This is a genomic window from Aeromonas sp. R1-2 (assembly GCF_040908505.1).
In the GTDB taxonomy this organism is placed as follows: Bacteria; Pseudomonadota; Gammaproteobacteria; order Enterobacterales; family Aeromonadaceae; genus Aeromonas; species Aeromonas veronii.
The window spans coordinates 23,082-45,343 of the sequence record NZ_JBFODU010000027.1; the positions used below are offsets into that span (position 1 = coordinate 23,082).

Sequence of the window (22,262 nt, forward strand, 5' to 3'; positions counted from 1 at the left end):
CTGTTCATGCTCTTGGGGTCAGCATGTTAAAGCGACTGCTCGCTAAAGCAAGCCCGCTGCTCGGCAGCCACGGCGACTGGCAAGGGAGCTGCCTGCTCTGCCATCAGCCTTGCGACCACGAGCCCCTGCTCTGCAGCTGGTGTCGGCAGGCGCTGCACCAGTCACAGCCGAGATGCCACCTCTGCGCCGCACCGCTGGCTGACTATATAGAAGAGAACATACCGGTCTGTGGTCGCTGCCAGCGCAGACCTCCCCCTTGGGAGCGGTTGCAGGTGATTGGCGACTACCGAGCCCCCTACCCCATGCTGATCCCCCGGCTTAAATATTCCGGCCAGATCCTGCTGGCGCCGCTACTGGCACGCCTCTTGGCCGATCATCTGGATAGCCGCGAGCCGCCGGAGGCGATCATTCCGGTTCCCCTGCACTGGTGGCGGCAGTGGCGGCGTGGGTTCAATCAGGCGGAGGAGATCGCACAAGCCCTTGGCGAGTTCACCGGTATTCTCTGCGACAACACTCTGTTGCAACGCATCAAGGCGACCCCGCAACAAACAACCTTGAGCGCCGGGCAGCGACGGCGCAATCTGCGCGGGGCATTCCGGATCCGCCCCCACCACTATCGCCATGTCGCCCTGCTCGATGACGTCGTGACCACAGGCGCCACCGCTGGGCAGCTCAGCCGTTTGCTCCATGAGAGCGGCATCACAAAGGTAGAAGTATGGGCAATCTGTCGAACCCTGCGGCACAACAAGTAGCCATCGGCATGCTACCCAAGCATTAATAACCGCGTTATCATGAATACCCTAGTCGTACACTCAGGTTTATGAGGATAGTGATGATCAGCATTTCCGACGCCGCCCAGGCCCATTTCCGTAAACTGCTGGAAAAACAGCCTGATGGCACCAATATCCGGGTGTTTGTGGTCAATCCGGGAACCCAGAATGCCGAGTGTGGCGTATCGTATTGCCCGCCCGATGCCGTGGACCCGGAAGATCAACACCTGCCCTTCAGCGGCTTCGACTGTATGGTCGATCCCCTGAGCGCCCCCTTCCTGGTGGATGCCACCATCGACTTCGTGACCGATCAGATGGGCTCCCAGCTCACCCTGAAGGCACCGAATGCCAAGATGCGTAAAGTGGCCGACGACGCGCCGCTGATCGAGCGCATCGAGTACGTGTTGATGTCCGAAGTGAACCCCATGCTGGCCGGTCACGGTGGCAAGGTCACCCTGGTCGAGCTGACTGAAGACAAACTGGCCATCCTGCAGTTTGGCGGTGGTTGCAACGGTTGCTCCATGGTCGATTACACCCTTAAAGAGGGGATCGAGAAGCAGCTGCTGGAGAAGTTCCCGGGTGAGCTCAACGGCGTGAAAGACGCCACCGAGCACCAGCGCGGCGACCACTCCTACTACTGATTTGTGGCCCTTGCGGCTGCAAAGAAAAGGCCCCGCCATCTGGCGGGGCCTTTTGCATGGGCAATCGGCAGATTACTCGTCCTTCTTGTCTCGCGACAGCAGGGCGATGGCCGCCTCTTTCGGGTTCTTACCCTCGTAGAGCACCTTGAAGATCTGCTCGCAGATGGGCATCTCGACGCCGCAGCGGGCCGCCAGCAGATGCACCTCTTTGGTGTTGCGATATCCCTCAACCACCTGACCGATCTCGGTCATTGCGGTGTTCACATCCTTGCCAGCCCCGAGGGCCAGCCCGAAGCGACGGTTGCGCGACTGGTTGTCGGTACAGGTGAGCACCAGATCCCCGAGCCCCGCCATCCCCATAAAGGTTTTGGCATCGGCACCCAGCGCCGCACCCAAACGCTGCATCTCTACCAGACCCCGGGTGATGAGTGCGGTTCTGGCATTGGCGCCAAACCCGAGCCCGTCGGAGAGACCGGCACCGATGGCGATGACGTTCTTCACCGCCCCACCCAGCTGTAGACCGACGAAGTCCGGATTGGTATAGACCCGGAACGAGCGGCCACAGTGCAGCAGGTGGGAGAGATCGTCGGCGAACTCGTCGTGAGTCGAGGCGACCGAGATGGCGGTCGGCAAACCGGCAGCCAGCTCCTTGGCGAAGGTGGGACCGGAGATCACCGCCAGCGGTATCTCGTCACCCAGCACTTCACGGGCCACGTCCTGCAGCAGACGGCCACTGTCCGGCTCCAGACCCTTGGTGGCCCAGGCGATACGGGTATCGGGGCGCAGGAAGGGTTTGATCCGGGTCAGCACATCGCCAAATACATGGCTCGGCACGACCAGCAGCAGCACGGGGGCAGCTTGTACCGCACGTTGCAGATCCGCAGTCAGCTGCAGATCGGCGGGAAAAGGGACATCAGGCAAAAATGCCTTGTTGCAGCGGTCTTGTTCCAGCTCGGCGACATGAGCGGGGTCGTGACCCCACAGCAGGGTCGGATGACCATTGCGCGCCAGAGAAATGGCAAGGGCGGAGCCATAAGACCCCGCCCCCAAGACCGAGATAGCGATCTGGTCAGCCATTATCAGGCTTCCGCAGTCGCCTGCTGGGCCTGTGCTTGCGCCATGTGCTGGGCAAACAGGGCATCGAAGTTGACCGGTGCCAGGTTCAGCTGCGGGAAGGAACCCTTGCTCACCATGTTGGCCACGGCTTCGCGGGCATACGGGAACAGGATGTTCGGGCAGAAGGCAGCCAGGCAGTGAGCCAGTTGCGGCTCCGGCAGGTTACCGATGGTGAAGATACCGGCTTGCTGTACTTCGCACAGGAAGGCGGTTTCGGTTTCCAGTTTGCAAGTCACGGTCAGGGTCAGGACAACCTCGTACACGCTCTCAGCCAGGATGTTGGTCTTGGTATCCATATCCAGCTTGACGTCCGGCTGCCACTCTTTCTGGAAGATGTGCGGGGTGTTCGGCGCTTCGAAAGAGACATCCTTGGTGTAAACACGCTGGATGTGGAATTCCGGTTGTACTTCCTGGTTGTTGATCTCGTCAGCCATTTCGTTTGATTCCTTGTTATATGGATAAGTGGGCTCAGGCCCTGCTTAAATCAGCGTTTCTTGGTTACCGGCAGATTTTCTGCACGCCATTGGGCCATGCCACCGCCGAGCACATAAACCTGCTTGAAGCCAGCTTTGCTCAGCTGACGGCCCGCGCCGCCCGCAGTCATTCCCGACTCGCACACCACTATGATGGGGGCATCTTTATGCTTTTCAACCGGGCCCAGATTATTGCTCTGGATCTGGGTCAGCGGCAGGTGCTGGGCACCGGCCAGATGGCCCTTGGCGTACTCTTCCTGACTGCGAATATCCACCACGGTAGCATTCTCGCGGTTGATCAGCAGGGTCGCAGTGTGGTTGTTGACGGTTTTTACCGGAGACAAACGGGCACGCACCGTGGTGTAAACCAGGGTGCCAGCAAGGCCCAACCAGGCTGCGGTCAGCAGCGGGTTACGGGCCGCAAAATCCAAATACTCTTGCATCTTCTACTATCCAGGGACCAAGACAAGGGCCCGAGTATACATGGGGGTATTGATAAGATCAGCCATCTTGGCGGCAAAGCGCGAGCAGGCTCCCATCAACATTGGGCAGCGAGCATGGCAGGAAAGGCGTGGCTTGCGGGGCCACGGGAGCGCCCCTTGGCTATCAGGTGACTATTTCGGCAGATGTAGTAATATTACGCTAGTTTCATTTCCCGCATTTTTTCCAATCCGAGAGGACATAGTCTTATGTCAACAGCTAAGAAACCTTTGGTTCTGGTCATCATGGACGGTTGGGGCTACAGCACCAAGCAAGAGCACAACGCCGTCGCTGCCGCCAAGACTCCCAACCTCGATCGTCTGGCCCGTGACTACACCAGCACCCTTATCTCCGGCTCCGGTCTGGATGTCGGTCTGCCGGATGGCCAGATGGGCAACTCCGAAGTGGGCCACGTCAACATCGGTGCCGGTCGCATCGTCTATCAGGAGCTGACCCGCATCTCCAAAGACATCCAGGATGGCGAATTCTTCCAGAACGTCGAGCTGGCCAAGGCTGTTGACGCTGCCGTGACCAACGGCAAAGCAGTTCACATCATGGGCCTGATGTCCCCGGGTGGCGTACACAGCCACGAAGAGCACATCATGGGCATGATCGAAATGGCAGCCAAGCGTGGCGCCGAGAAGATCTACCTGCACGCCTTCCTGGATGGCCGCGACGTTCCGCCGCGCTCCGCCCAGTCCTCCATCGAGCTGTTCGACGCCCTGTTCGCCAAGCTGGGCAAGGGTCGTTTCGCTTCCATGATCGGTCGTTACTTCGCCATGGACCGTGACAACCGCTGGGATCGCGTGCAGCAAGCCTATGACCTGATGACCCAGGGCAAGGGCGAGTTCACCGCCAATAGCGCCACCGAAGCGCTGGCTGCCGCATATGCTCGCGACGAGAACGACGAGTTCGTCAAAGCCACCCGCATCGGCGAAGCTGCACCGATGGAAGATGGCGATGCGCTGATTTTCATGAACTTCCGTGCCGACCGTGCCCGTGAAATCACCCGCGCCTTCGTTGACACCGACTTCACCGGCTTCGCCCGTGCAGTCGAGCCGAAGCTGAACTTCGTGATGCTGACCGAATACGCGGCCGACATCAAAACTGCCTGTGCCTACCCGCCGACCGCTCTGGTCAACACCCTGGGTGAGTGGCTGGCCAAGCAGGGCAAGACCCAGCTGCGCATCTCCGAAACAGAGAAGTATGCTCACGTCACCTTCTTCTTCAACGGTGGCGAAGAGTCCTGCTTCACCGGCGAAGATCGCGAGATCGTGGCCAGCCCGAAAGTGGCGACCTATGACCTGCAGCCGGAAATGAGCTCCGAAGAGCTGACCGACAAGCTGGTTGCGGCCATCAAGAGCGGCAAGTACGACGTCATCATCTGTAACTACCCGAATGGCGACATGGTTGGTCACACCGGTGTGTTCGATGCCGCCGTCAAAGCGTGTGAAGCCGTTGACCACTGCATCGGTCGCGTGACCGACGCGCTGGCCGAAGTGGGTGGCGAGTGCCTGATCACTGCCGACCACGGTAACGCCGAGAAGATGCTGGACGAAGAGACTGGTCAGGCCCACACCGCCCACACCAATCTGCCGGTTCCGCTCATCTATTTCGGTCGCAAAGCCGAGGTGGTTGAAGGTGGCAAACTCTCCGATCTGGCCCCCACCATGCTGACCCTGATGGGTCTGCCGGTGCCGCCGGAAATGACTGGCAAGCCCCTGATGATTCTGAAATAATCCTTCCCCATGCGGGGATGCGAAGTTATTTCACAGAAAACCAGTCGCGTCGGCCTGTTGGCCGGCGCGCTGTTTTTTTGCCTGTCGTTTGGCGCCAGCAAACCGGCTTTGGCCGCCAATCAGCAACTGGGGACCATGCAGTCCCAGATCAAGGAACAACAGCAGACCATCAAGCTCAGCAAGCAGGAGCTTGCCAAGCTCAATACCCAGCTCAAGGCTGACGAGCAGGCCATCTCGGCCGCCGCCGCCAAACTCAACCAGACCAGGCAGCAGTTGAAGCAGAACCAGCAGACGCTGGCGACCCTGCAAAAAGACAAGCAGGGGCTGGAAGTTCAAGCCAAACATCAAAAGCAGTTGCTGGCCAAACAGGCGGAGAGCGCCTTTCAAGCGGGTAACCACGACTACCTGAAACTGCTGCTCAATCAGCAGGATCCGGCCAAACTGAGCCGCTCACTCGACTACTACGACTACCTCAACAAGGCCCGCATCGAGGCCATCGACGCCCTGCGCGCCACCCGCGACAAGCTGGCGAAAAACCAGCAGGCAACCAAAGAGACCGAGACCAGACTGCAGACCCTGCTTGCCGAACAGCAAGAGCATCACCAGACCCTGCTGGCCAGCCAGCAGAGCCGGGCCAAGGTGCGCAACCAGTTGCAGCAGTCGGTACAGGATGACGAGCAGAAGCTCACCAAGCTGGTCAAGGCGGAGAAGGCGCTGAAAGCCCGGCTGGAAGAGCTGCGCCGCAAGCGGGAAGAGCAGGAGCGCCGTGAACGGGCCGAGCGGGAACGGCTGGCCAAGCTGAAAGCGGAGCAGGAGCGTCAGCGCAAGCTGGCCGAACAACGCCGCGCCGAGCAGCAACGACTCGCCGCCCAGCAGAACAAAACCGTCAAACCGGCAGAACCGGTCGAAGAGGTGGCCAGCAGCAAACCGGAGCGTGGCTCGGGCATCAGCAGTGCCGGTCACTACAGTGGTCTCAAGACCAATGGCAGCCTGCGCTGGCCGGTACAGGGGCCGATCCTCATCTCCTACGGTTCACCGCGCACCGCCCAGCTCAAGTGGAAAGGCACCCTGATCGGCGCCAGCGAAGGGACCCAGGTCAAGGCGGTTGCACCGGGACAAGTGGTCTACGCCGACTGGCTCGACGGCTTCGGTATGCTGCTGGTGATCGACCACGGTAAAGGCTATATGAGCCTCTACGGTCACAATCAGTCGCTGCTGCGTCAGGTTGGCCAGAATGTGGAACAGGGTGAACCGGTAGCGCTGGTCGGTGACAGCGGCGGTCAGGACAGACCGGGCCTCTACTTCGAAATTCGCTATCAGGGCGAGGCCATCAACCCAACCAAATGGCTGGCCAAGGGTTGAGTTAACCCGGCCGACAAGCCATCACACGCTCACTAGCAAAAGCCTGCATCACGCAGGCTTTTGTCGTTTCAGGAGCGCCCTCCCCACTGTCGGCTTAATTTGATGAAAAATTACCTAATTTTTCTCTCGGCTCAGGGGAAGACAACCAGACCTATCTGCTCCAGCAAGGTCTGCTGCTGATCCTCGTTGATCTGCACCCCTTGCAGGTCGACCCGGCGCAGATCCAGCCCCGGCAGATCGCACTGGCGCAGATCGCAGCCCTGCAGCTTGATGCTGGTCCAGTCAATCTGGCCAAACTCGGAGCCGCTGAGATCGGAACCCGCCAGCGAGGCACCAAACAGGTTGGCCCCCTGCCAACGGTTGCCGGTAAGCTCGCACTTCTCCAGCAGGCAGCCCTCGAAGCTGGCGTAGCTGAAGTTGTTGCCGGTCAGATGGGCCTCGCAGAAGTAGCTTTTGGCGGTGATCTGGTTGGCGAAGCTGGCATGGCTGAAGTTGATACCGACCGCCTGACAGTCGCGCATCTCCAACCCCAGACACTGGCTGCGGCTGCAATCGGCCATGGTGAGATCGCAGCGCAGGAAGCTGGCCTCGCGCAGATCGCAACCCTGCAACAGGCAGCCCCGTTCACTCTCCCGATCGTAGAAGCTGCAGTCGATGAAGCGGCTATCGCTCAAATCCAGCCAAGAGAAGTTGCAGCCGATAAAGCGGCACTCCGAGAACTGCTCCCCCTCCACATCCTGTTGCTCGAACCGGACATCCACGAACTGTTTGCCTCTGATCATCGGAAAACTCCTGCAAAAACGGCTTCATATGCTGACTTTATCCGCCAAAAACGGTAATGTTACATGTAACATCCACGCTGGACACCCCTATGAGCCCCACCCGCAAGCGCCGCCCCACCCTGCAAGATATCGCCGACCAAACCGGCGTGACCAAGATGACTGTCAGCCGCTATCTGCGCGACCCGCAGACCGTAGCGGAGGGGACCCGCGAGCGGATCGCAGCTGTAGTGGAAGAGCTGGGTTATATCCCCAACCGAGCGCCGGATATTCTCTCCAACGCGACCAGCAAGGCGATCGGCATCCTGATCCCCTCCCTCTCCAACCAGGTCTTCTCGGCGGTGATCCACGGCATCGAGTCGGTAACCCGACCGGCTGGCTACCAGACCCTGCTGGCCCACTACGGCTACAGCCCGGAGCGGGAGGAGGAGCAGGTCGCGTCCCTGCTCTCCTACCATGTGGATGGGCTGATCCTCTCCGACAGCCAGCACACCGAGCGCACTCGCAAGATGATCGCCACCGCCGGCATTCCGGTGGTGGAGACCATGGATCTGCCGCAAACCCCCATCGACATGGTGGTCGGCATGGACCATAGAGCCGCCGCCCGGGCCATGGTAACAGAGATGCTGCGCCGGGGCCGTCGCAAGGTGGTCTATCTGGGGGCGCGGCTCGACGTACGTACCCAGCTGCGGATGGAGGGTTACTATCAGGCAATGATCGACTTCGGCCTCACCGGCCAGCATCTGCTGACCGAACAATCCTCCAGCTTCACCCTGGGGGGCGAGCTGCTGGATCAGGCGCTGGTGCGCTATCCCGACCTCGACGGCCTGTTCTGCACCAACGATGACCTGGCGGTGGGCGCCCTGCTGCAGTGTCAGGCCAAGTGGATCCCGGTGCCCCAGCAGATCGCCATCGCCGGTTGCAACGCTCTCGACATCGGCCACGCCATGACCCCCAAACTGGCCAGTATCGCCACCCCGCGGGAAGCGATCGGTCGGGAGGCGGCCACCATGCTGCTGGCGCGTCTCAGCGGCCAATCCCAACCCGACACCCGCAAGGATATCGGCTTCTCCCTCTATGTCGGGGAGAGTCTGGGGTAATCCCTTCCCTCACCCACTTAAGTCACGCTGATAGCAAACAGGCCACCCGAGGGTGGCCTGTTTGGTTTTCTGCACAACTGACGCTTAGCGTTTAACCAGCTCAACCGCTTCGCGGGAGAGGCGGGTCACCTCTTCCCAGTTGCCGCTCTTGACCGCATCGGCCGGCAGCATCCAGGAGCCGCCGACGGTGGCGACGCACTTGAGCGCCAGATAGTCGGCCACGTTTTTCGGGCCGATACCGCCGGTCGGGCAGAACTTCACCTGGGGCAGCGGCGCGGCAATGGCGGAGAGCGCCTTGGTGCCGCCGTTCGCTTCGGCCGGGAAGAACTTCAGATGGTCATAACCCGCTTCCAGCGCCTGCATCACTTCAGACGGAGTAGCCACGCCCGGGATCAGCGGTGCAGTGCTCTTGGCCGCGTGGGCCAGCAGGGCCGGGGTCATCCCCGGGGAGATGACGAAGCGGGCACCGGCAGCGACGGCTGCGTCAAACTGCTCGCAGTTGAGCACGGTACCGGCACCGACCATGGCATCCGGCATCGCCTTGGCGATAAGGGCGATGGCATCAAGCGCCACCGGGGTGCGCAGGGTGATTTCGAAGACAGAGATGCCGCCGTCGAGCAGCGCCTTGGCCATCGGCAGGGCCTGATCCAGCTCGTTGATAACCATCACGGGTACCAGCGGGGAGGCGGCAAACACCTCGGCCGGGGTCACTTTCCAGTTCTGCATAGCTCTTCCTTAGTCAAAGATGGTGGCGCCACACTCGGCGCTCGATACCGCGCGACGCATCACGCTGAACAGTTCACGGCCCCACCCCTCTTGTTCCAGAGTGAGGTCAATCTCGGCCTGGGTACGGCCACTCAAATCGGTCAGGCAGTCGAGGCTGCCGTTTACCGCGTCAACCCGTAGCAGATCGCCGTCGGCCAGCAGGCCAATGGCCCCGCCGTGCAGCGCTTCCGGGGTGACGTGGATGGCGGCCGGGATCTTGCCGGAGGCGCCGGAGAGGCGGCCATCGGTGACCAGCGCCACCTTGAAACCCGCCTTCTGCAGGTTGCCGAGCACAGGCATCAGCTTGTGCAGCTCCGGCATGCCGTTGGCGGCCGGGCCATTGTGGCGCACCACGATCACGGCATCCTGATTGAGATCGCCCGCCTTGTAGGCCGCTTCCACCGCATGTTGGGAGGAGAAGACCCGCGCTGGCGCTTCGATAACCCGATACTCGGGAGCCACGGCGGAGACCTTGACCACGGCGCGGCCCAGATTGCCCGCCAGCAGCTTGGTGCCGCCAGTGGCCTGGAATACGCTGCCGGAGGGGGACAACACGCTCGCATCGCCGCTCTCGCCCACCGGCTGCCACACCAGCTGGCCATCGACCAATGCCGGACGGCTGAGGTAATCCTGCATTTCGCCAAAGACCGGAGTGGCATCCATGTGGATCAGCCCCTCTTCTGCCAGACGGCGCATCAGGCCGGGCACGCCGCCTGCCTGTTCGAAGGCGTTGACGTCGGCCGGGCCGTTCGGGTACATGCGCACCAGCAGCGGCACCACGTCGGAGAGATCGCTGATGTCATCCCAGGTCAGAACCAGACCGGCGGCGCGAGCCAGCGCCACCATGTGGATGCTGTGGTTGGTACTGCCACCGGAAGCGAGCAGGGCCACCAGACCGTTGACCAGCGAGCGCTCGTCCAGCACTTCGCTCAGCGGGCGATAGGCCGGGGAACCCGAGATCATGGCGCTGATACGGCGGGCCGCTTCGGCGGTCAGGGCGCGGCGCAGCTCGCTATGCGGGTGCACAAAGGCGGAGCCCGGCAGCATAAGGCCCATGGCCTCGAATACCAGCTGGTTGGTGTTGGCGGTGCCGTAGAAGGTGCAGGTGCCTGCCGCGTGGTAGGCGCCGCACTCCATCTCCAGCAGGGCGTCGCGACCCACTTCACCGGCAGCGTACTTCTGACGCACCTTCACCTTCTCGTCATTGCTGATGCCGCTCGCCATCGGGCCAGCAGGAACAAATGCAGTCGGCAGGTGAGCGTGGGAGAGGGCCCCCATGATCTGACCCGGAGCGATCTTGTCGCAGATACCGAGAAGCAGGGTGGCATCAAAGGTGTTGTGAGAGAGCGACAGCGCGGTCGCCTGGGCGATCAGGTCGCGGGAGAAGAGGGACATGTCCATCCCCGGCTGACCCTGGGTCACGCCATCGCACATGGCGGGCACGCCGCCGGCGACCTGGGCGCTGTGGCCCAGCTCGGCCAGCACCGCCTTGATCTGATCCGGATAGCCCTGATAGGGCTGATGGGCGCTCAACATATCGTTGTAGGCGGTGACGATGCCGACGTTGGCGCGGGTCATGTCGAGGATGCGACCCTTCTCGTCACTGCTGCAGGCGGCCACGGCGTGAGCCAGGTTGCCACAGGCCAGCGCGGCGCGGGTCTTGCCCTGCTCTGCCTGACGCTGGATACGGGCCAGAAATGCCTGACGACGGGCGACACTGCGCTCGCGGATGCGGGCGGTGACGTCGGAAATTACCTGATGAATCATTGGGCTTGCTCCAATGCTGTGACGGCGCGGTCAACCACCTGTTCGAAGGTGCCGTCGATATCGATGTGGAATACACCGGCTTCGCCATCCGGGCGCTCCAGGGTATCGAACTGACTTTGTACCATGCTTTCGCGCATGAAGTGGCCCTTGCGGGCACGCATCCGCTCGAGGATCAGCGGCTGGCTGCCATCGAGGAAGATGAAGCTGACCGACTCGTTGCCTTCGCGGATCTGGTCGCGGTACTTCTTTTTGAGGGCGGAACAGACAATGATGCCGGTCTCGTTCTTCTGCTCGAGACTGTAGGCGGCGTCGCGGATCCGCTCCAGCCAGGGGGCACGATCCTCATCGTTGAGGGGGTTGCCGCCAGCCATCTTCTGGATGTTGGCCTTGGGGTGCAGGTCATCACCATCGATGAACTTGGCGCCCAGCGCTTCGGCCACTTTCAGACCCACGCTGGATTTGCCGCTACCACACACACCCATCACGATAATGCACTTACCCGCCATAATTTGACCTCTGTCCCACTTTTCAAAAAACCAGCTGTTGATGGGTTCTAATCTAACACATTACCGGTAACATGTTACCGGTAACGATTGAAAATGTGAAGTCTGCCACAGACTGAGCAAACCCATAGTCACCTGGGCATATGATGTTGAGCCCTTGCCATAAATCTAAATAAATCATAAAGATATGGTTTGCCGACGGATCGGCAAGGTGTCACGACTGAACTTGGAAAAAGGAACGCATAACAATGTCTGACCTCTCCCTGATCATGACAGCCGCCGGCTCGATTGTGCTGCTGCTCTTCCTGGTGATGAAGGCCCGGCTCCACGCCGTGGTAGCCCTGATCCTGGTCTCCATGGTGGCGGGTCTCGCCGCCGGCATGAACCCGGCCGATATCGCCAACACCATCCAGAAAGGGATGGGTGGCACCCTCGGTTTCGTCGCGGTAGTGGTGGCGCTGGGCGCCATGTTCGGCAAGGTGATGGAAGTGACTGGTGCTCTCGACCGGGTAGCCCACACTCTGCTCGGCAAGTTTGGCGTCAAGCGCGCCAACTGGGCCATGGCCCTGACCGGCTTTGTCTGCGCCCTGCCGCTCTTCTTTGACGTGGCCGTGGTGTTGCTGATTGGCGTCGCCTTCGCCATCGTCCGTCGTGGCGGCGGCAGCGTGGTGAAGATCGGTATCGCTCTGCTGGCCGGTATCGCCACTTGCCAAGCCTTCCTTATCCCGGCGCCGGGCCCGATCCTGGTGGCATCCCAACTGGGTGCCGACTTCGGCTACATGATCCTGTTCGGCCTGATCGCCGCCGTACCGGCGCTGATCCTGGCTGGCCCGCTGTTCGGTGACTTCATCAGCAAGATCGTCGATGTACCGCTGCCTGCCGATGCCCAGAACAGCGTCCACGATGACAGCAAATCCCTGCCCTCCTTCGGGCTGGCCATGGGCCTCATCGGTCTGCCGCTGCTGCTGATCGGCCTCAAGACCATCGTCGGTCGTTTCGTCGAGGCGGGCTCCACCCTGCACAACTGGCTGGAGTTCATCGGTCACCCCTTCACTGCCATCATGGTCGCCTGTCTGGCCGCCTTCTATCTGCTGGGTATTCGCCGCGGCATGTCCCGTGACGAGGTGATGAGCGTCTGCAACAGCGCCATCCAGCCCGCCGGTGTCATCATCCTGGTGACCGGTGCCGGTGGCGTCTTCAAGCAGGTGCTGGTTGATTCCGGCGTGGGTGCCGCTCTGGGCAACATGCTGGCCGACTCCGGTCTGCCCATCGTCGCGCTGGCCTTCATTCTGGCCGCTGCGGTACGGGTGATTCAGGGCTCTGCCACCGTCGCCATGCTGACCGCCTGCGGTCTGGTGCTGCCGATGCTGGAGCCGCTCGGTCTGAACGGTGCCCAGCTGGCTGCCGTCACCATCGCCATTGGCGGCGGTGCCATCGTGCTCTCTCACGTCAATGACTCCGGTTTCTGGCTGGCGAACCGCTACCTCGGCCTGACCGAGAAGCAGACCCTGCAGACCTGGACCGTGATGGAGACCATCATCGGCACCACCGGCGGCGTGATGGCGATGATCATCTACAGCTTCCTCTGACAAGGGCAAAATGCTGACAAAAAGGCCTCACTCGTGAGGCCTTTTTCATCTTTCTGATGATTCTTTCTTTGGCTGAGAGGGCGAGATTGCTAGAATCGCCTATTCATCGCTCCGAGTGGAACGCTTAACCCCGTGATTTCAGGTTTATCTATGCATTCATCGGCCCATTATCGACAACTGCTGGCGCGCCTGCCCCAGATCGCCGTCGCAGCGGATCAGTTTGAAGTGCTCTATAGCGCCCAGGATTTCAAACGCCGCATTCTTGCGCTTATCGCCAGTGCCACCCGGCGCATCTATCTGGTCGCGCTCTATCTGCAGGATGACGAAGCAGGCCGGGAGATCCTCTCCGCCCTCTACGCCGCCAAGCAGCGCAATCCGGCCCTCGACATCAAGCTGTTCGTCGACTTCCACCGTGCCCAGCGCGGCCTGATCGGCAAAGGCAAGCAAGGTGGCAACCACCTGATGTATCAGGCCATGGCTGCCGAACACGAGCACCAGATCGAAATCTACGGCGTGCCGGTCAAGGGGCGCGAGCTGCTCGGCGTGCTCCACCTCAAGGGATTCATCTTTGATGATGTGGTGCTCTACTCCGGTGCCAGCCTCAACGACATCTACCTGCACCAGCAGGATCGCTACCGCTTCGACCGCTATCACCAGATCATCAGCCCGGAGCTGGCCCGCAGCATGGTCAACTATGTGGATGACCTGTTCGTGAAGAGCGACGCGGTGCAGCGACTGGATCACAGCGACATCCCCAGCGCCAAACAACTGAAGGGGCCGATCCGCCGCTTCAAGCAGAACCTGCGCCAGAGCCAGTACCGCTTCAGCACCATGCCGGTCAACACTCAGGAAGTGGCCGTCACCCCCATGGTGGGTCTGGGCAAGCGCAACAATCAGCTCAACCTGATGATCCGCAATCTGGTGCGCGCCACCGAGCGGGAGATCTTCATCTGCACCCCTTACTTCAACCCCCCCAAGGAGTTGAGCAAGGATATCGAGGATCTGCTGCAGCGCGGTTGCAAGGTGACCATCGTAGTGGGCGACAAGACCGCCAACGACTTCTTCATTCCGCCGGAAGAGAAGTTCTCCACCATCGGTGGCCTGCCCTATCTCTACGAGACCAACCTGCGCAAGTTTGCCGAGCGCAACCAGCGCCACATCGACGACGGTCGCCTCAACCTGATGCTCTGGTGTTGCGAGCGCAACTCCTACCATCTCAAGGGGATCTTCGTGGATGACGAGTGGGCCCTGCTCACCGGCAACAACCTCAACCCCCGCGCCTGGGCGCTGGATCTGGAGAATGGCCTGCTGGTGCACGATCGTCGCCACCTGCTGCGCCCTCAGTTCAACGCGGAGCGGGATAACATCCTGACCAACACCAAGCGGATCAGCCACTTCGATCAGGTGGAACAGATCCAGGACTACCCGGAACAGGTGCGCAAGCTGCTGGGACGGATCCACCGGGTTAAGGCCCACCTGCTGCTCAAGCGCATCATCTGACCTTGGGCGCCATGCGCCCGCACCTTGCCTGTTGGCAGCCACACAAAGGCCTCCCGTTTTCGGCAGGCCTTTGTTATATCCGCCGTTTCCCCCGCCTTGACGGCCCTGCCAGCAGCAACTCGGCTTGCATCGGCCCCTCAACAACCCCTATCATCTGGACATATTTACAGTGTTTTCGGGCATCTAATTGATGAAATTGGATAAAATTCCTCTCGATAGCCTCAAGGGTGTCGGCAGCAAGATGCTGGAGAAGCTCGAGCGGCTGGGGCTGGCCACGGTACAGGATCTGCTGTTCCACCTCCCCCTGCGCTACGAGGACCGCACCCAGGTATGGCCCATCGGCGATCTGCCGCCCGGCCTGCACGGCGCTGTCGAGGGCGAAATCCAGGACACTCAGCTGGTGATGGGGCGCCGCCGTATGATGGTCTGTCGCATCAGCGATGGCACCGGCACCCTCACCCTGCGCTTCTTCAACTTCACCGCCGCCCAGAAAAACAGTCTGGCGGCGGGCCGTCTGATCCGCTGCTTTGGCGAGGTGCGCCCCGGCAAATACGGGCTGGAGATGGCCCACCCCGAGTACAAGCTGCTCGGCGAGGAGCAGGCCGGTCAGACCGAGGAAGCGCTCACCCCCGTCTACCCGACTACCGAAGGGCTGCGCCAACTCACCCTGCGCAACCTCACCGATCAGGCGCTGGCCCAGCTAGACCTCTATGGCGTGGAGGAGCTGCTGCCCGCCGGACTCTATCCCCATCAGATTGAACTGGCCGCCGCCCTGAAATTGCTGCACCGCCCACCCCCCTCGGTGGCGCTGCCGCTGCTGGAAAGCGGCCAGCATCCGGCCCAGCAGCGACTGGTACTGGAGGAGCTGCTGGCTCACAACCTCTCGGTACTCAAGGTGCGCGCTCAGGCACAAACCCAGCTGGCTCGCGCTCTCAAACCGGCGCCCGAGCTGGTCGAACTGCTGCTCGGCGCCCTGCCGTTCAAGCCCACCGGCGCACAGAGCCGGGTAGTAGCGGAGATAAGTAAGGATCTGCAACAGAGCCACCCCATGATGCGGCTGGTGCAGGGTGACGTAGGTTCCGGCAAGACCCTGGTCGCGGCGCTGGCGGCCCTGCAGGCTATCGGCAATGGCTGTCAGGTGGGCTTGATGGCGCCGACCGAGCTGCTGGCCGAACAGCACGCCATCAACTTCGCCAAGTGGCTGGAGCCGCTCGGCATCGGGGTTGGCTGGCTGGCGGGCAAGCAGAAAGGCAAGGCGCGGGAGGAGGCGCTGGCTGCCATCGCCGATGGCAGTGTCAAGATGGTGGTGGGCACCCACGCCATCTTTCAGGAGCAGGTGGTGTTCCAGCGTCTGGCGCTGGTCATCATCGATGAACAGCACAGATTCGGGGTGCATCAGCGCCTCGCCCTGCGCGAGAAAGGGGAGCGGGAAGGGGTGCATCCCCATCAGCTCATCATGACCGCCACCCCCATCCCTCGCACCCTGGCGATGACCGCCTATGCCGACCTCGACACCTCGGTCATCGACGAACTGCCGCCGGGCCGAACCCCCATCACCACGGTGGCGCTGCCCGACAGCCGTCGCGGCGACGTGATCGAGCGGGTCAAGCTCGCCTGCACCGAGGGCAAGCAGGCCTACTGGGTCTGCACCCTGATCGAGGAGTCGGAGGTGCTGGAGTGTCAGGCTGCCGAGGATACCGCCGCCGAGCTGCAAAACCTGCTGCCCGGCCTGCATATCGGGCTGGTGCACGGCCGGATGCGGCCGGTGGAGAAACAGCGGGTGATGGAGGAGTTCAAGGCAGGCATACTGCAACTGCTGGTCGCCACCACCGTCATCGAGGTGGGGGTGGATGTGCCCAACGCCAGCCTGATGATCATCGAGAACCCGGAACGTCTCGGGCTGGCGCAGTTGCACCAGCTGCGCGGCCGGGTTGGCCGGGGGGCGGTGGCCTCTCACTGCGTGCTGCTCTATCATGCCCCCTTGTCCAAGACGGCCCAGAGCCGACTCGGGGTGCTGCGGGAGACCAACGACGGCTTCCTCATCGCCCAGCGCGATCTGGAACTGCGCGGCCCGGGGGAACTGCTCGGCACCCGCCAGACCGGTCTGGCCGACCTCAAGATCGCCGATCTGGTGCGGGATCAGCCGCTTATTCCGCAGGTGCAAAAAATGGCGCGCTTCCTCATGGATAGGCACCCAAGCCATGTCGAACCCTTGATTCGCCGTTGGCTCGGCTTACGGGATCACTATTCCAATGCCTGATCGAGGTAGATGCAGAAGATGGGCACATGTCCTTATGGATAGGCATCCGAGTCATGTCGAACCCTTGATTCGCCGTTGGTTCGGTCTGCGAGACCACTACTCAAACGCCTGACAACCAATCCCAAAACAGGAGGAAAGCACCCATGAATTCCTGGCTACGCGGCCTGCTCTACACCTTCGCCTTCCTGCTGCTGTTTGTCTGGGTTGCCCTCGGCCTGTTCGACGCCGAGCGCGCCAAAGGCCCCATCGCCAGCTGGATCAGCCAGCAGACCGGCGTGCCGGTCACCATAGGGCGGCTGGTATTCAACCCGCTCCACCCTTACACCCTGCTGGCAGAGCAGGTACGCTACGGCGATGCGGTCTCCCTCGACAAGATCTATCTGGAGATCGATAGCATCGACTGGCTGAGCCGCGACGTGCGGATCGCCCACCTCGATCTCATTCGTCCCGCCATCAAGCTGCCACTGCCCAACCAGTTGCCGAACCTGCCGGTGCACTCCCTCACCATCAACGACAGCACTATCGATCGCCTCAGTCTGGAAAGCCCCGAGCTGACCCTGCGTGGACTCAATGCCACCCTGAGCGACTGGGAGCTGATCGACCCGAAACGGCAGCCACAGGCCAACCTGAGCCTCAATATCGGCCAGCTGGAGACTCCGCAGTTCACCTTCGCCCGTCTCAACCTGCAAGGACGGCTGGAAGGAGAAGTGCTGCGCACCGACAAGCTGGTAACCAACCTGTTTGACGGTCTGCTGGAGACCGGCATGGTGCTGGACTGGCCCGCCCGCACCCTGCAACTGCACGACCTCAAGGCGCGCGGCATGCGGGTGGAGCTGGGCGATCTGACACAGCAAGGCTTCCCGCAGCGCTTCCCGTTGCAAAGCGTGTCGCTGGATCGCGGCCAGCTGGACGGCGTCAGCCTCAACGACATCAATCAGGAGCTCTCCTTCAACAACTTCAGCGGCCAGCTCACCGCCTTCAACTGGCAGGCGGGCAACCAGCCCACCGGCTATCTGAGCGGCACCCTGGGCGACATGGGCCGTGGCCTGTTCCAGCTGGAGGAGATCAAGGGCAAGCTCGCCTTCTCGCCTCAGCAGATCGACGGCGAACTGCAGGGCAAGGCCTATGAAGGGGAGTTCAATGTCGAGCTATCCCTCGATAGCCAGCAGCAGAAGCTGACCCTGAAAGACGTGGCGCTGAGCGGCATGGATATCAGTCTGCCACAGGGGTGGTGGCAGGATTGGCAGGGCTGGCGCCCGCAGCAGGTGGATATCCGCAAGCTGGCGTTCGACAAGCTTAAGGTGCTCTCCTTCGACGATTCCATCCCTCTGTCGCTGACCGGCTGGCAGCTCTATCTGAGCGATCTCGCCCTGCGCGATAACCAACCCGGCCCGCTGCTCGGCCGTGCCCGTATCGAGAGCAAGTGGTTCGAGCTGGTGTGGGATGGCCTCAGCGCCCGCAACGGCGAGCTGGATGGGGAGCTGACCCCCAGCTCCTGGCAACTGGGCAAACTCACCAGCTCGCTGCCGGATGAGGGCACTCTCAGCCTGAGTGGCCAGTGGGGCCGCGAACCGGGCCAGAGCAGCCGCCTCCAACTGCAGGCAACCAAGCTGGATCTGCAGCAATGGGGCAAGATATTCCACTCCCCTGTATCGTTCGCTGGCAAGGCGGACGTGAGCGCCGATCTGCAAGCCGAACATGGCAAAACGGCGGGCGAGTGGCGCCAGACCCTGCAGGGCAGCTTTGCCCTCGATGCCGACGAGCCGTTCTGGGACAAGGTAAAGATAGATCAGCTGCTGGATCAGTGGTTCAAGGGGGCGACCCCGCCCACCCTGACGCCGGATCAGCTGTGGCAGGCGATGCAGGAGGGTGACACCCCCTTCTACCGCATCAAGCTGCAGGGCAAGATCGACAAGGGGCAACTACAAGTCGAGCAGGCTGGCGCTTCCACCATCACTCATCTGCTGGCACTGCAAGGGGGGATCGATCTGGTCAACGAGCAGTGGCAGCTGGATCTGGGGGTGCTCAACGGCAACCGCTGCGCCGAGCTGCTCGGCCAGTGGCGCGGGCCGCTGACGGAACCCACACTGGCCTGGAGCTTCCCGCAGAAGCAGGACGCCTGCGGCTGGGAAGTAGGAGTACGCTATCCGCCGCAAGGCAACAGCGCCCCGCTCTGGCGACCGGCTCCCGCAACGAAAGCCCAAAACCAGGCCCAAGTGCAGACCCAAGCCGGGCAGACAAGCGACAGCCAGCAAGGGTAAAAACAGACAAGGCCTCATGATGAGGCCTTGTCGTTTGATGGGGAAACGACGCGGTTACTGGCCCGGGCGGCGGGGCGGCTGCACCACGTAGTGACCGCAAAACTCCGCCGCCAGCTTGCTGCCACTGAACAGCTGGATCTTGAGGCTGAAGGTGGCAGGCTCGCCCCGTTTGAGTGGCTGCAGCACGGCGGGCATCCCCTCGCGGGCCACTCGCGCCTCCGGCTCCTCATCGACCGGGCCATGATATTTGATGGTGCTCTCGGCCAGCACCGGCTCGCCCACCAGCCCCTCCTCTTTAAGCTGCAACCAGATCAGCCCCCAGCCTGCCAGCACGCACTGGCTGTAGACACTGCCGGCGAACATGCTGCCATGCACGTTGAAATTGGCCGCCAGATTGGCCTTGAGATGGAAAGTCTGGCCATCGTAGTGGCTGATGTGCATCCCCATCTTCTCGCTGATGGGTACCCCGCGCGACCAGCGGGTGGTGAGATCCTGACACCACTCCGGCCGGTACTGGATAGTCTGCAACGGGCTCAGGGATTTGATCATCTGGCGATGGGGAATCCGACCAAAGGAGACGGGGCCGCCCCCCACTTCGAGAAAACCGCACTTGCGATAGAACTCCACCGCCTCCTGACGGGCGTTCATCACCAGCCGTTTCACCTTCTCGCTGCGGGCCAGCTGCTCGAGATCCTCCACCATTCGGGCACCCAGCCCCTGGCCGCGATATTCGGGCCGCAGCGCCATAAAGCGGATCTGTGCCTCGTCGCCGCCGATAAAGAGGCGGCCTACCGCGATGGGAGTGCCATCGGGTGCCAGCATCAACCGGTGAATGGCGACCGTGTCGTATTCGTCCCGCTCGGAACCGACGGGCAGATTGAAGGGCTTACGCAGAAGCTCCCAGCGCAACTGGTAGTAGGCATCCAGCTCGGCTGCCGTTTGAGGGGTGACTACCCGGTACATAGTTTCATCCTTGAGTTACACTGGTCGGAAACCATCTTGCCGTGCAAATTCATGGACTTCAATCTGCAAGCGTACCAAGCCGATCACTTGTTGCACCTCAGCGTCAAACCCCAGCGCCGCCTCACGGTACAGGAAAATGACCAGCACCGCTGGCTGGAGATAGACGGCGTGGTGCAATCCGCCATGTCGCTCGCCGACCCCGCGACCCTCTGTCTGCCCCATCAACGGGTCATCGCCTGCCTGCTGCCGGAACAGGCCGGGCAGATCCTCGAACTCGGGCTGGGGGGCGGCGATCTCACTCGCCATCTCTGCCAACGCTGGCCCGATGCCGGCCACGAGTGCGTTGACCTCGACGAAGAGGTACTGACCGTTTATCAGCAGTTTTTCCAGCATCAGGAGAGCGATGAACGCACCGTTCCGGCACTCCATCAGGCCGATGCCCTCGCCTTTCTCGAGCAGAGCGAGCAGCAGTACGACCTCATCCTGCTCGATCTCTTCAGTCAGGATGGCAACCCGCTGCTGCTGTTTCAGGAGCGGCTTTACCGGGCGCTGGCTCCCCGCCTCTGCGGCACCCTGGTGATCAACCTGCTGCCGCGCACCGCGCTGGAGCTAACCCACGCCCTGACGCTGATCGAACAGTGGATTGGCCCCGCCACCCCTTATCCGGTAGCGGGGCTTATCAACGTGATCGTCCACGTCACACCGCGGGACGAAACATCCTCAGACCTGTAGCCAGAAGGTCGTCGGTCCCTCGTTGACCAGTGCTACCTTCATGTCGGCGGCAAAACGGCCGGTTTCGGTCGGGATGCCGCTGGCGGCGGCCTTGGCCACGAAGTAGTCATAGAGGCGCTCGGCCTCGCTCGGGTGAGCTCCGCAGGAGAAGCTGGGACGCATCCCTCGCTTGGTATCCGCCGCCAGCGTGAATTGGGAGACAACCAGCAGGCTGCCGCCGATCTGGCTGACATTCAGGTTCATCTTGTCCTCCTGATCCGGAAAGATGCGATAACCACTGACCCGATGCAGCAACTTGTCGGCCTTGGCCTCATCATCCCCCTGCTCCACCCCGAGCAGCACCAGCAATCCCTGACCGATGGCGCCGGTCACCTCCCCCTCGACGGTCACGCTGGCCTCGCTGACCCGCTGAATCAATGCAATCACATCCCTCTCCTTTGAAAACAGAACGACCGCCCCCTCGCAGGGGCGGTCGTCGATGCTACCAATAAACCGGTGGGCAAGGCGATGGCTTAGCCAAGCTCCTCACTCGCCGGTTTCTCATATTCACCGAGGCAGGCCGTGGTTTCAGCCCCCAGCAGCACCACCAGCCAGCTGAGATAGACCCAGACAAACAGGATCGGGATGGTGGCCAGCGCGCCGTAGATGGCCTGATAGGAGGGGAAGTTGGTGATGTAGATGGCAAAGCCGCGCTTGGCCAGCTCGAACAGGGTCGCCGCTACCAGCGCACCGATAAAGGCGTGGATCAGCCGCACCTTGCAGTTCGGCACCACGGTATAGACCAGCAGGAAGGTGAGCACCGAGAAGAGGAACGGCAAACCGCGCAACAGCAGATAACCGATACCGAACAGGCTCTCGGCGCCAAACAGCCGCAGCGAGAAGATATAGGAGGAGATGGCGATACTGGCCCCGATAAGCACGGGCCCCAGGGTCAGGATCATCCAGTACATGGCAAAGGCCTGCGCCAGCGGGCGGCCCTGGGTCGAACGCCAGATGTAGTTGAGGTTCTTGTCGATGGCGGAGATCAGCATCAACGCCACCACCACCAGCGCCCCAATCCCCACTGCCGTGGTGTTGGTGGCATTGGCGACGAAGCCGTCGATGTACTCCTTGAGCATGTCGCCCGCGGTCGGCACGAAGTTGTGGTAGACGAACTGCTCCATCGCCTGTTTGAGGCTCTGGAACACCGGGAAGGCGGACATCATGCCAAAGACCACGGCGATCATCGGCACCAGCGAAAGCAGGGTGACATAGGCCAGATAACCGGCGGTAACCGTCAATCTGTCCTGCTGGAAACGGCCCCAGACAAACTGGGCAAAGTGGCGACCATCATGGCGCAAGAAGGAGAGGGCGTGGGCCAAACGGCCGCTGACAGGCTGCTGCATCTTGATTCTCGTTAGCGTCATAGTGGCAATATTGTGTCAGAGGAGAGCGCTGTTTGACCACCTTTGAACCCGATTTG

Annotated in this window: 20 protein-coding genes; 10 read left to right on the top strand and 10 right to left on the bottom strand. The window is 61.7% G+C overall.

Going from position 1 to position 22,262, the window contains the following annotated elements; translation table 11 throughout:
- Positions 1-23 precede the first annotated feature (23 nt).
- Together AB5Y76_RS10535 and nfuA are read left to right on the top strand one after the other, a co-directional pair.
- Positions 24-752: a ComF family protein gene (locus AB5Y76_RS10535; RefSeq protein WP_064339170.1), complete on the top strand. Its 729-nt coding sequence runs from the start codon at positions 24-26 to the stop codon at positions 750-752.
- 80 nt (positions 753-832) lie between these two features.
- The gene (gene nfuA, locus AB5Y76_RS10540; protein WP_005340636.1) at positions 833-1,411 is read left to right on the top strand and encodes a Fe-S biogenesis protein NfuA; all 579 of its coding nucleotides are present in this window, start codon (positions 833-835) and stop codon (positions 1,409-1,411) included.
- A gap of 72 nt (positions 1,412-1,483) precedes the next feature.
- Here nfuA and gpsA read toward each other — a convergent pair whose 3' ends face one another.
- From gpsA to AB5Y76_RS10555, 3 genes are read right to left on the bottom strand one after another with little or no spacing between them, the layout of a single operon-like run.
- Positions 1,484-2,488: an NAD(P)H-dependent glycerol-3-phosphate dehydrogenase gene (gene gpsA / locus AB5Y76_RS10545; protein WP_005356865.1), complete on the bottom strand. Its 1,005-nt coding sequence runs from the start codon at positions 2,486-2,488 to the stop codon at positions 1,484-1,486.
- 2 nt (positions 2,489-2,490) lie between these two features.
- Positions 2,491-2,961 carry a protein-export chaperone SecB gene (gene secB, locus AB5Y76_RS10550; protein ID WP_042054222.1) on the bottom strand — a complete coding sequence of 157 codons (471 nt, stop codon included), beginning with the start codon at positions 2,959-2,961 and terminating at the stop codon, positions 2,491-2,493.
- A 50-nt stretch (positions 2,962-3,011) separates the two neighbouring features.
- On the bottom strand, positions 3,012-3,443 hold the full coding sequence (locus AB5Y76_RS10555; RefSeq protein ID WP_005340640.1) for a rhodanese-like domain-containing protein: 432 nt from the start codon (positions 3,441-3,443) through the stop codon (positions 3,012-3,014).
- A 246-nt stretch (positions 3,444-3,689) separates the two neighbouring features.
- Between AB5Y76_RS10555 and gpmM the strand changes: the two genes are divergently transcribed.
- Both gpmM and envC read left to right on the top strand, forming a co-directional pair.
- On the top strand, positions 3,690-5,219 hold the full coding sequence (gene gpmM, locus AB5Y76_RS10560) for a 2,3-bisphosphoglycerate-independent phosphoglycerate mutase (RefSeq protein WP_005342668.1): 1,530 nt from the start codon (positions 3,690-3,692) through the stop codon (positions 5,217-5,219).
- Between the two features lie 9 nt (positions 5,220-5,228).
- On the top strand, positions 5,229-6,581 hold the full coding sequence (envC, locus tag AB5Y76_RS10565; protein ID WP_064339169.1) for a murein hydrolase activator EnvC: 1,353 nt from the start codon (positions 5,229-5,231) through the stop codon (positions 6,579-6,581).
- A 131-nt stretch (positions 6,582-6,712) separates the two neighbouring features.
- Here the strand turns inward: envC and AB5Y76_RS10570 are convergent, their stop codons facing one another.
- Positions 6,713-7,363: a Qnr family pentapeptide repeat protein gene (locus AB5Y76_RS10570; RefSeq protein WP_139408823.1), complete on the bottom strand. Its 651-nt coding sequence runs from the start codon at positions 7,361-7,363 to the stop codon at positions 6,713-6,715.
- 89 nt (positions 7,364-7,452) lie between these two features.
- On the opposite strand from AB5Y76_RS10570, the gene AB5Y76_RS10575 reads away from it, so the two are divergent.
- Positions 7,453-8,460, top strand: a complete 1,008-nt coding sequence (locus AB5Y76_RS10575; protein WP_064339167.1) for a substrate-binding domain-containing protein — start codon at positions 7,453-7,455, stop codon at positions 8,458-8,460.
- Between the two features lie 84 nt (positions 8,461-8,544).
- Here AB5Y76_RS10575 and AB5Y76_RS10580 read toward each other — a convergent pair whose 3' ends face one another.
- From AB5Y76_RS10580 to AB5Y76_RS10590, 3 genes are read right to left on the bottom strand one after another with little or no spacing between them, the layout of a single operon-like run.
- On the bottom strand, positions 8,545-9,186 hold the full coding sequence (locus tag AB5Y76_RS10580; protein ID WP_005342660.1) for a bifunctional 4-hydroxy-2-oxoglutarate aldolase/2-dehydro-3-deoxy-phosphogluconate aldolase: 642 nt from the start codon (positions 9,184-9,186) through the stop codon (positions 8,545-8,547).
- Positions 9,187-9,195: 9 nt separating this feature from the next.
- Positions 9,196-10,992 (bottom strand): phosphogluconate dehydratase, encoded by a 1,797-nt coding sequence (gene edd, locus AB5Y76_RS10585; RefSeq protein ID WP_064339166.1) that lies wholly within the window; start codon positions 10,990-10,992, stop codon positions 9,196-9,198.
- Complete coding sequence (locus AB5Y76_RS10590; RefSeq protein ID WP_005340649.1) at positions 10,989-11,498, bottom strand: gluconokinase; 510 nt, start codon at positions 11,496-11,498, stop codon at positions 10,989-10,991. The genes edd and AB5Y76_RS10590 overlap by 4 nt, the downstream gene beginning before the upstream one ends.
- A 245-nt stretch (positions 11,499-11,743) precedes the next feature.
- Here AB5Y76_RS10590 and gntU point away from each other — a divergent pair, with 245 nt between their 5' ends.
- The 4 genes from gntU to AB5Y76_RS10610 all read left to right on the top strand — a co-directional run bounded on the left by gntU (position 11,744) and on the right by AB5Y76_RS10610 (position 19,105).
- Positions 11,744-13,084 carry a gluconate transporter gene (gntU, locus tag AB5Y76_RS10595; RefSeq protein ID WP_005355418.1) on the top strand — a complete coding sequence of 447 codons (1,341 nt, stop codon included), beginning with the start codon at positions 11,744-11,746 and terminating at the stop codon, positions 13,082-13,084.
- A 150-nt stretch (positions 13,085-13,234) separates the two neighbouring features.
- Positions 13,235-14,584 carry a CDP-diacylglycerol--serine O-phosphatidyltransferase gene (gene pssA / locus AB5Y76_RS10600; protein WP_263718002.1) on the top strand — a complete coding sequence of 450 codons (1,350 nt, stop codon included), beginning with the start codon at positions 13,235-13,237 and terminating at the stop codon, positions 14,582-14,584.
- A gap of 190 nt (positions 14,585-14,774) precedes the next feature.
- A complete protein-coding gene (gene recG / locus AB5Y76_RS10605; protein ID WP_263718001.1) occupies positions 14,775-16,844 on the top strand; it encodes an ATP-dependent DNA helicase RecG in 2,070 nt (689 codons plus the stop codon).
- 143 nt (positions 16,845-16,987) lie between these two features.
- Positions 16,988-19,105, top strand: a complete 2,118-nt coding sequence (locus AB5Y76_RS10610) for an AsmA family protein (protein ID WP_263718000.1) — start codon at positions 16,988-16,990, stop codon at positions 19,103-19,105.
- Between the two features lie 54 nt (positions 19,106-19,159).
- Here AB5Y76_RS10610 and AB5Y76_RS10615 read toward each other — a convergent pair whose 3' ends face one another.
- Positions 19,160-20,068, bottom strand: coding sequence for a bifunctional GNAT family N-acetyltransferase/hotdog fold thioesterase (locus AB5Y76_RS10615; RefSeq protein ID WP_263717999.1), 909 nt, complete (start codon positions 20,066-20,068; stop codon positions 19,160-19,162).
- Between the two features lie 51 nt (positions 20,069-20,119).
- Between AB5Y76_RS10615 and AB5Y76_RS10620 the strand changes: the two genes are divergently transcribed.
- Positions 20,120-20,800, top strand: a complete 681-nt coding sequence (locus AB5Y76_RS10620; protein ID WP_263718009.1) for a spermidine synthase — start codon at positions 20,120-20,122, stop codon at positions 20,798-20,800.
- Here the strand turns inward: AB5Y76_RS10620 and dtd are convergent.
- Both dtd and AB5Y76_RS10630 read right to left on the bottom strand, forming a co-directional pair.
- Positions 20,789-21,226, bottom strand: a complete 438-nt coding sequence (gene dtd, locus AB5Y76_RS10625) for a D-aminoacyl-tRNA deacylase (protein ID WP_263717998.1) — start codon at positions 21,224-21,226, stop codon at positions 20,789-20,791. The genes AB5Y76_RS10620 and dtd overlap by 12 nt on opposite strands.
- An 86-nt stretch (positions 21,227-21,312) precedes the next feature.
- Positions 21,313-22,185 (bottom strand): virulence factor BrkB family protein, encoded by an 873-nt coding sequence (locus AB5Y76_RS10630; RefSeq protein ID WP_005340664.1) that lies wholly within the window; start codon positions 22,183-22,185, stop codon positions 21,313-21,315.
- Positions 22,186-22,262 lie beyond the last annotated feature (77 nt).

Coding starts and splice junctions, on each gene's coding strand:
- nfuA (WP_005340636.1), top strand. CDS start 833: ATGATCAGCATTTCCGACGCCGCCCAGGCCCATTTCCGTAAACTGCTG.
- AB5Y76_RS10580 (WP_005342660.1), bottom strand. CDS start 9,186: ATGCAGAACTGGAAAGTGACCCCGGCCGAGGTGTTTGCCGCCTCCCCG.
- AB5Y76_RS10630 (WP_005340664.1), bottom strand. CDS start 22,185: ATGCAGCAGCCTGTCAGCGGCCGTTTGGCCCACGCCCTCTCCTTCTTG.
- gpmM (WP_005342668.1), top strand. CDS start 3,690: ATGTCAACAGCTAAGAAACCTTTGGTTCTGGTCATCATGGACGGTTGG.
- AB5Y76_RS10620 (WP_263718009.1), top strand. CDS start 20,120: ATGGACTTCAATCTGCAAGCGTACCAAGCCGATCACTTGTTGCACCTC.
- AB5Y76_RS10570 (WP_139408823.1), bottom strand. CDS start 7,363: ATGATCAGAGGCAAACAGTTCGTGGATGTCCGGTTCGAGCAACAGGAT.
- AB5Y76_RS10590 (WP_005340649.1), bottom strand. CDS start 11,498: ATGGCGGGTAAGTGCATTATCGTGATGGGTGTGTGTGGTAGCGGCAAA.
- edd (WP_064339166.1), bottom strand. CDS start 10,992: ATGATTCATCAGGTAATTTCCGACGTCACCGCCCGCATCCGCGAGCGC.
- gntU (WP_005355418.1), top strand. CDS start 11,744: ATGTCTGACCTCTCCCTGATCATGACAGCCGCCGGCTCGATTGTGCTG.
- secB (WP_042054222.1), bottom strand. CDS start 2,961: ATGGCTGACGAGATCAACAACCAGGAAGTACAACCGGAATTCCACATC.
- envC (WP_064339169.1), top strand. CDS start 5,229: ATGCGGGGATGCGAAGTTATTTCACAGAAAACCAGTCGCGTCGGCCTG.
- gpsA (WP_005356865.1), bottom strand. CDS start 2,488: ATGGCTGACCAGATCGCTATCTCGGTCTTGGGGGCGGGGTCTTATGGC.
- AB5Y76_RS10535 (WP_064339170.1), top strand. CDS start 24: ATGTTAAAGCGACTGCTCGCTAAAGCAAGCCCGCTGCTCGGCAGCCAC.
- pssA (WP_263718002.1), top strand. CDS start 13,235: ATGCATTCATCGGCCCATTATCGACAACTGCTGGCGCGCCTGCCCCAG.
- AB5Y76_RS10610 (WP_263718000.1), top strand. CDS start 16,988: ATGAATTCCTGGCTACGCGGCCTGCTCTACACCTTCGCCTTCCTGCTG.
- recG (WP_263718001.1), top strand. CDS start 14,775: ATGAAATTGGATAAAATTCCTCTCGATAGCCTCAAGGGTGTCGGCAGC.
- AB5Y76_RS10575 (WP_064339167.1), top strand. CDS start 7,453: ATGAGCCCCACCCGCAAGCGCCGCCCCACCCTGCAAGATATCGCCGAC.
- AB5Y76_RS10555 (WP_005340640.1), bottom strand. CDS start 3,443: ATGCAAGAGTATTTGGATTTTGCGGCCCGTAACCCGCTGCTGACCGCA.
- AB5Y76_RS10615 (WP_263717999.1), bottom strand. CDS start 20,068: ATGTACCGGGTAGTCACCCCTCAAACGGCAGCCGAGCTGGATGCCTAC.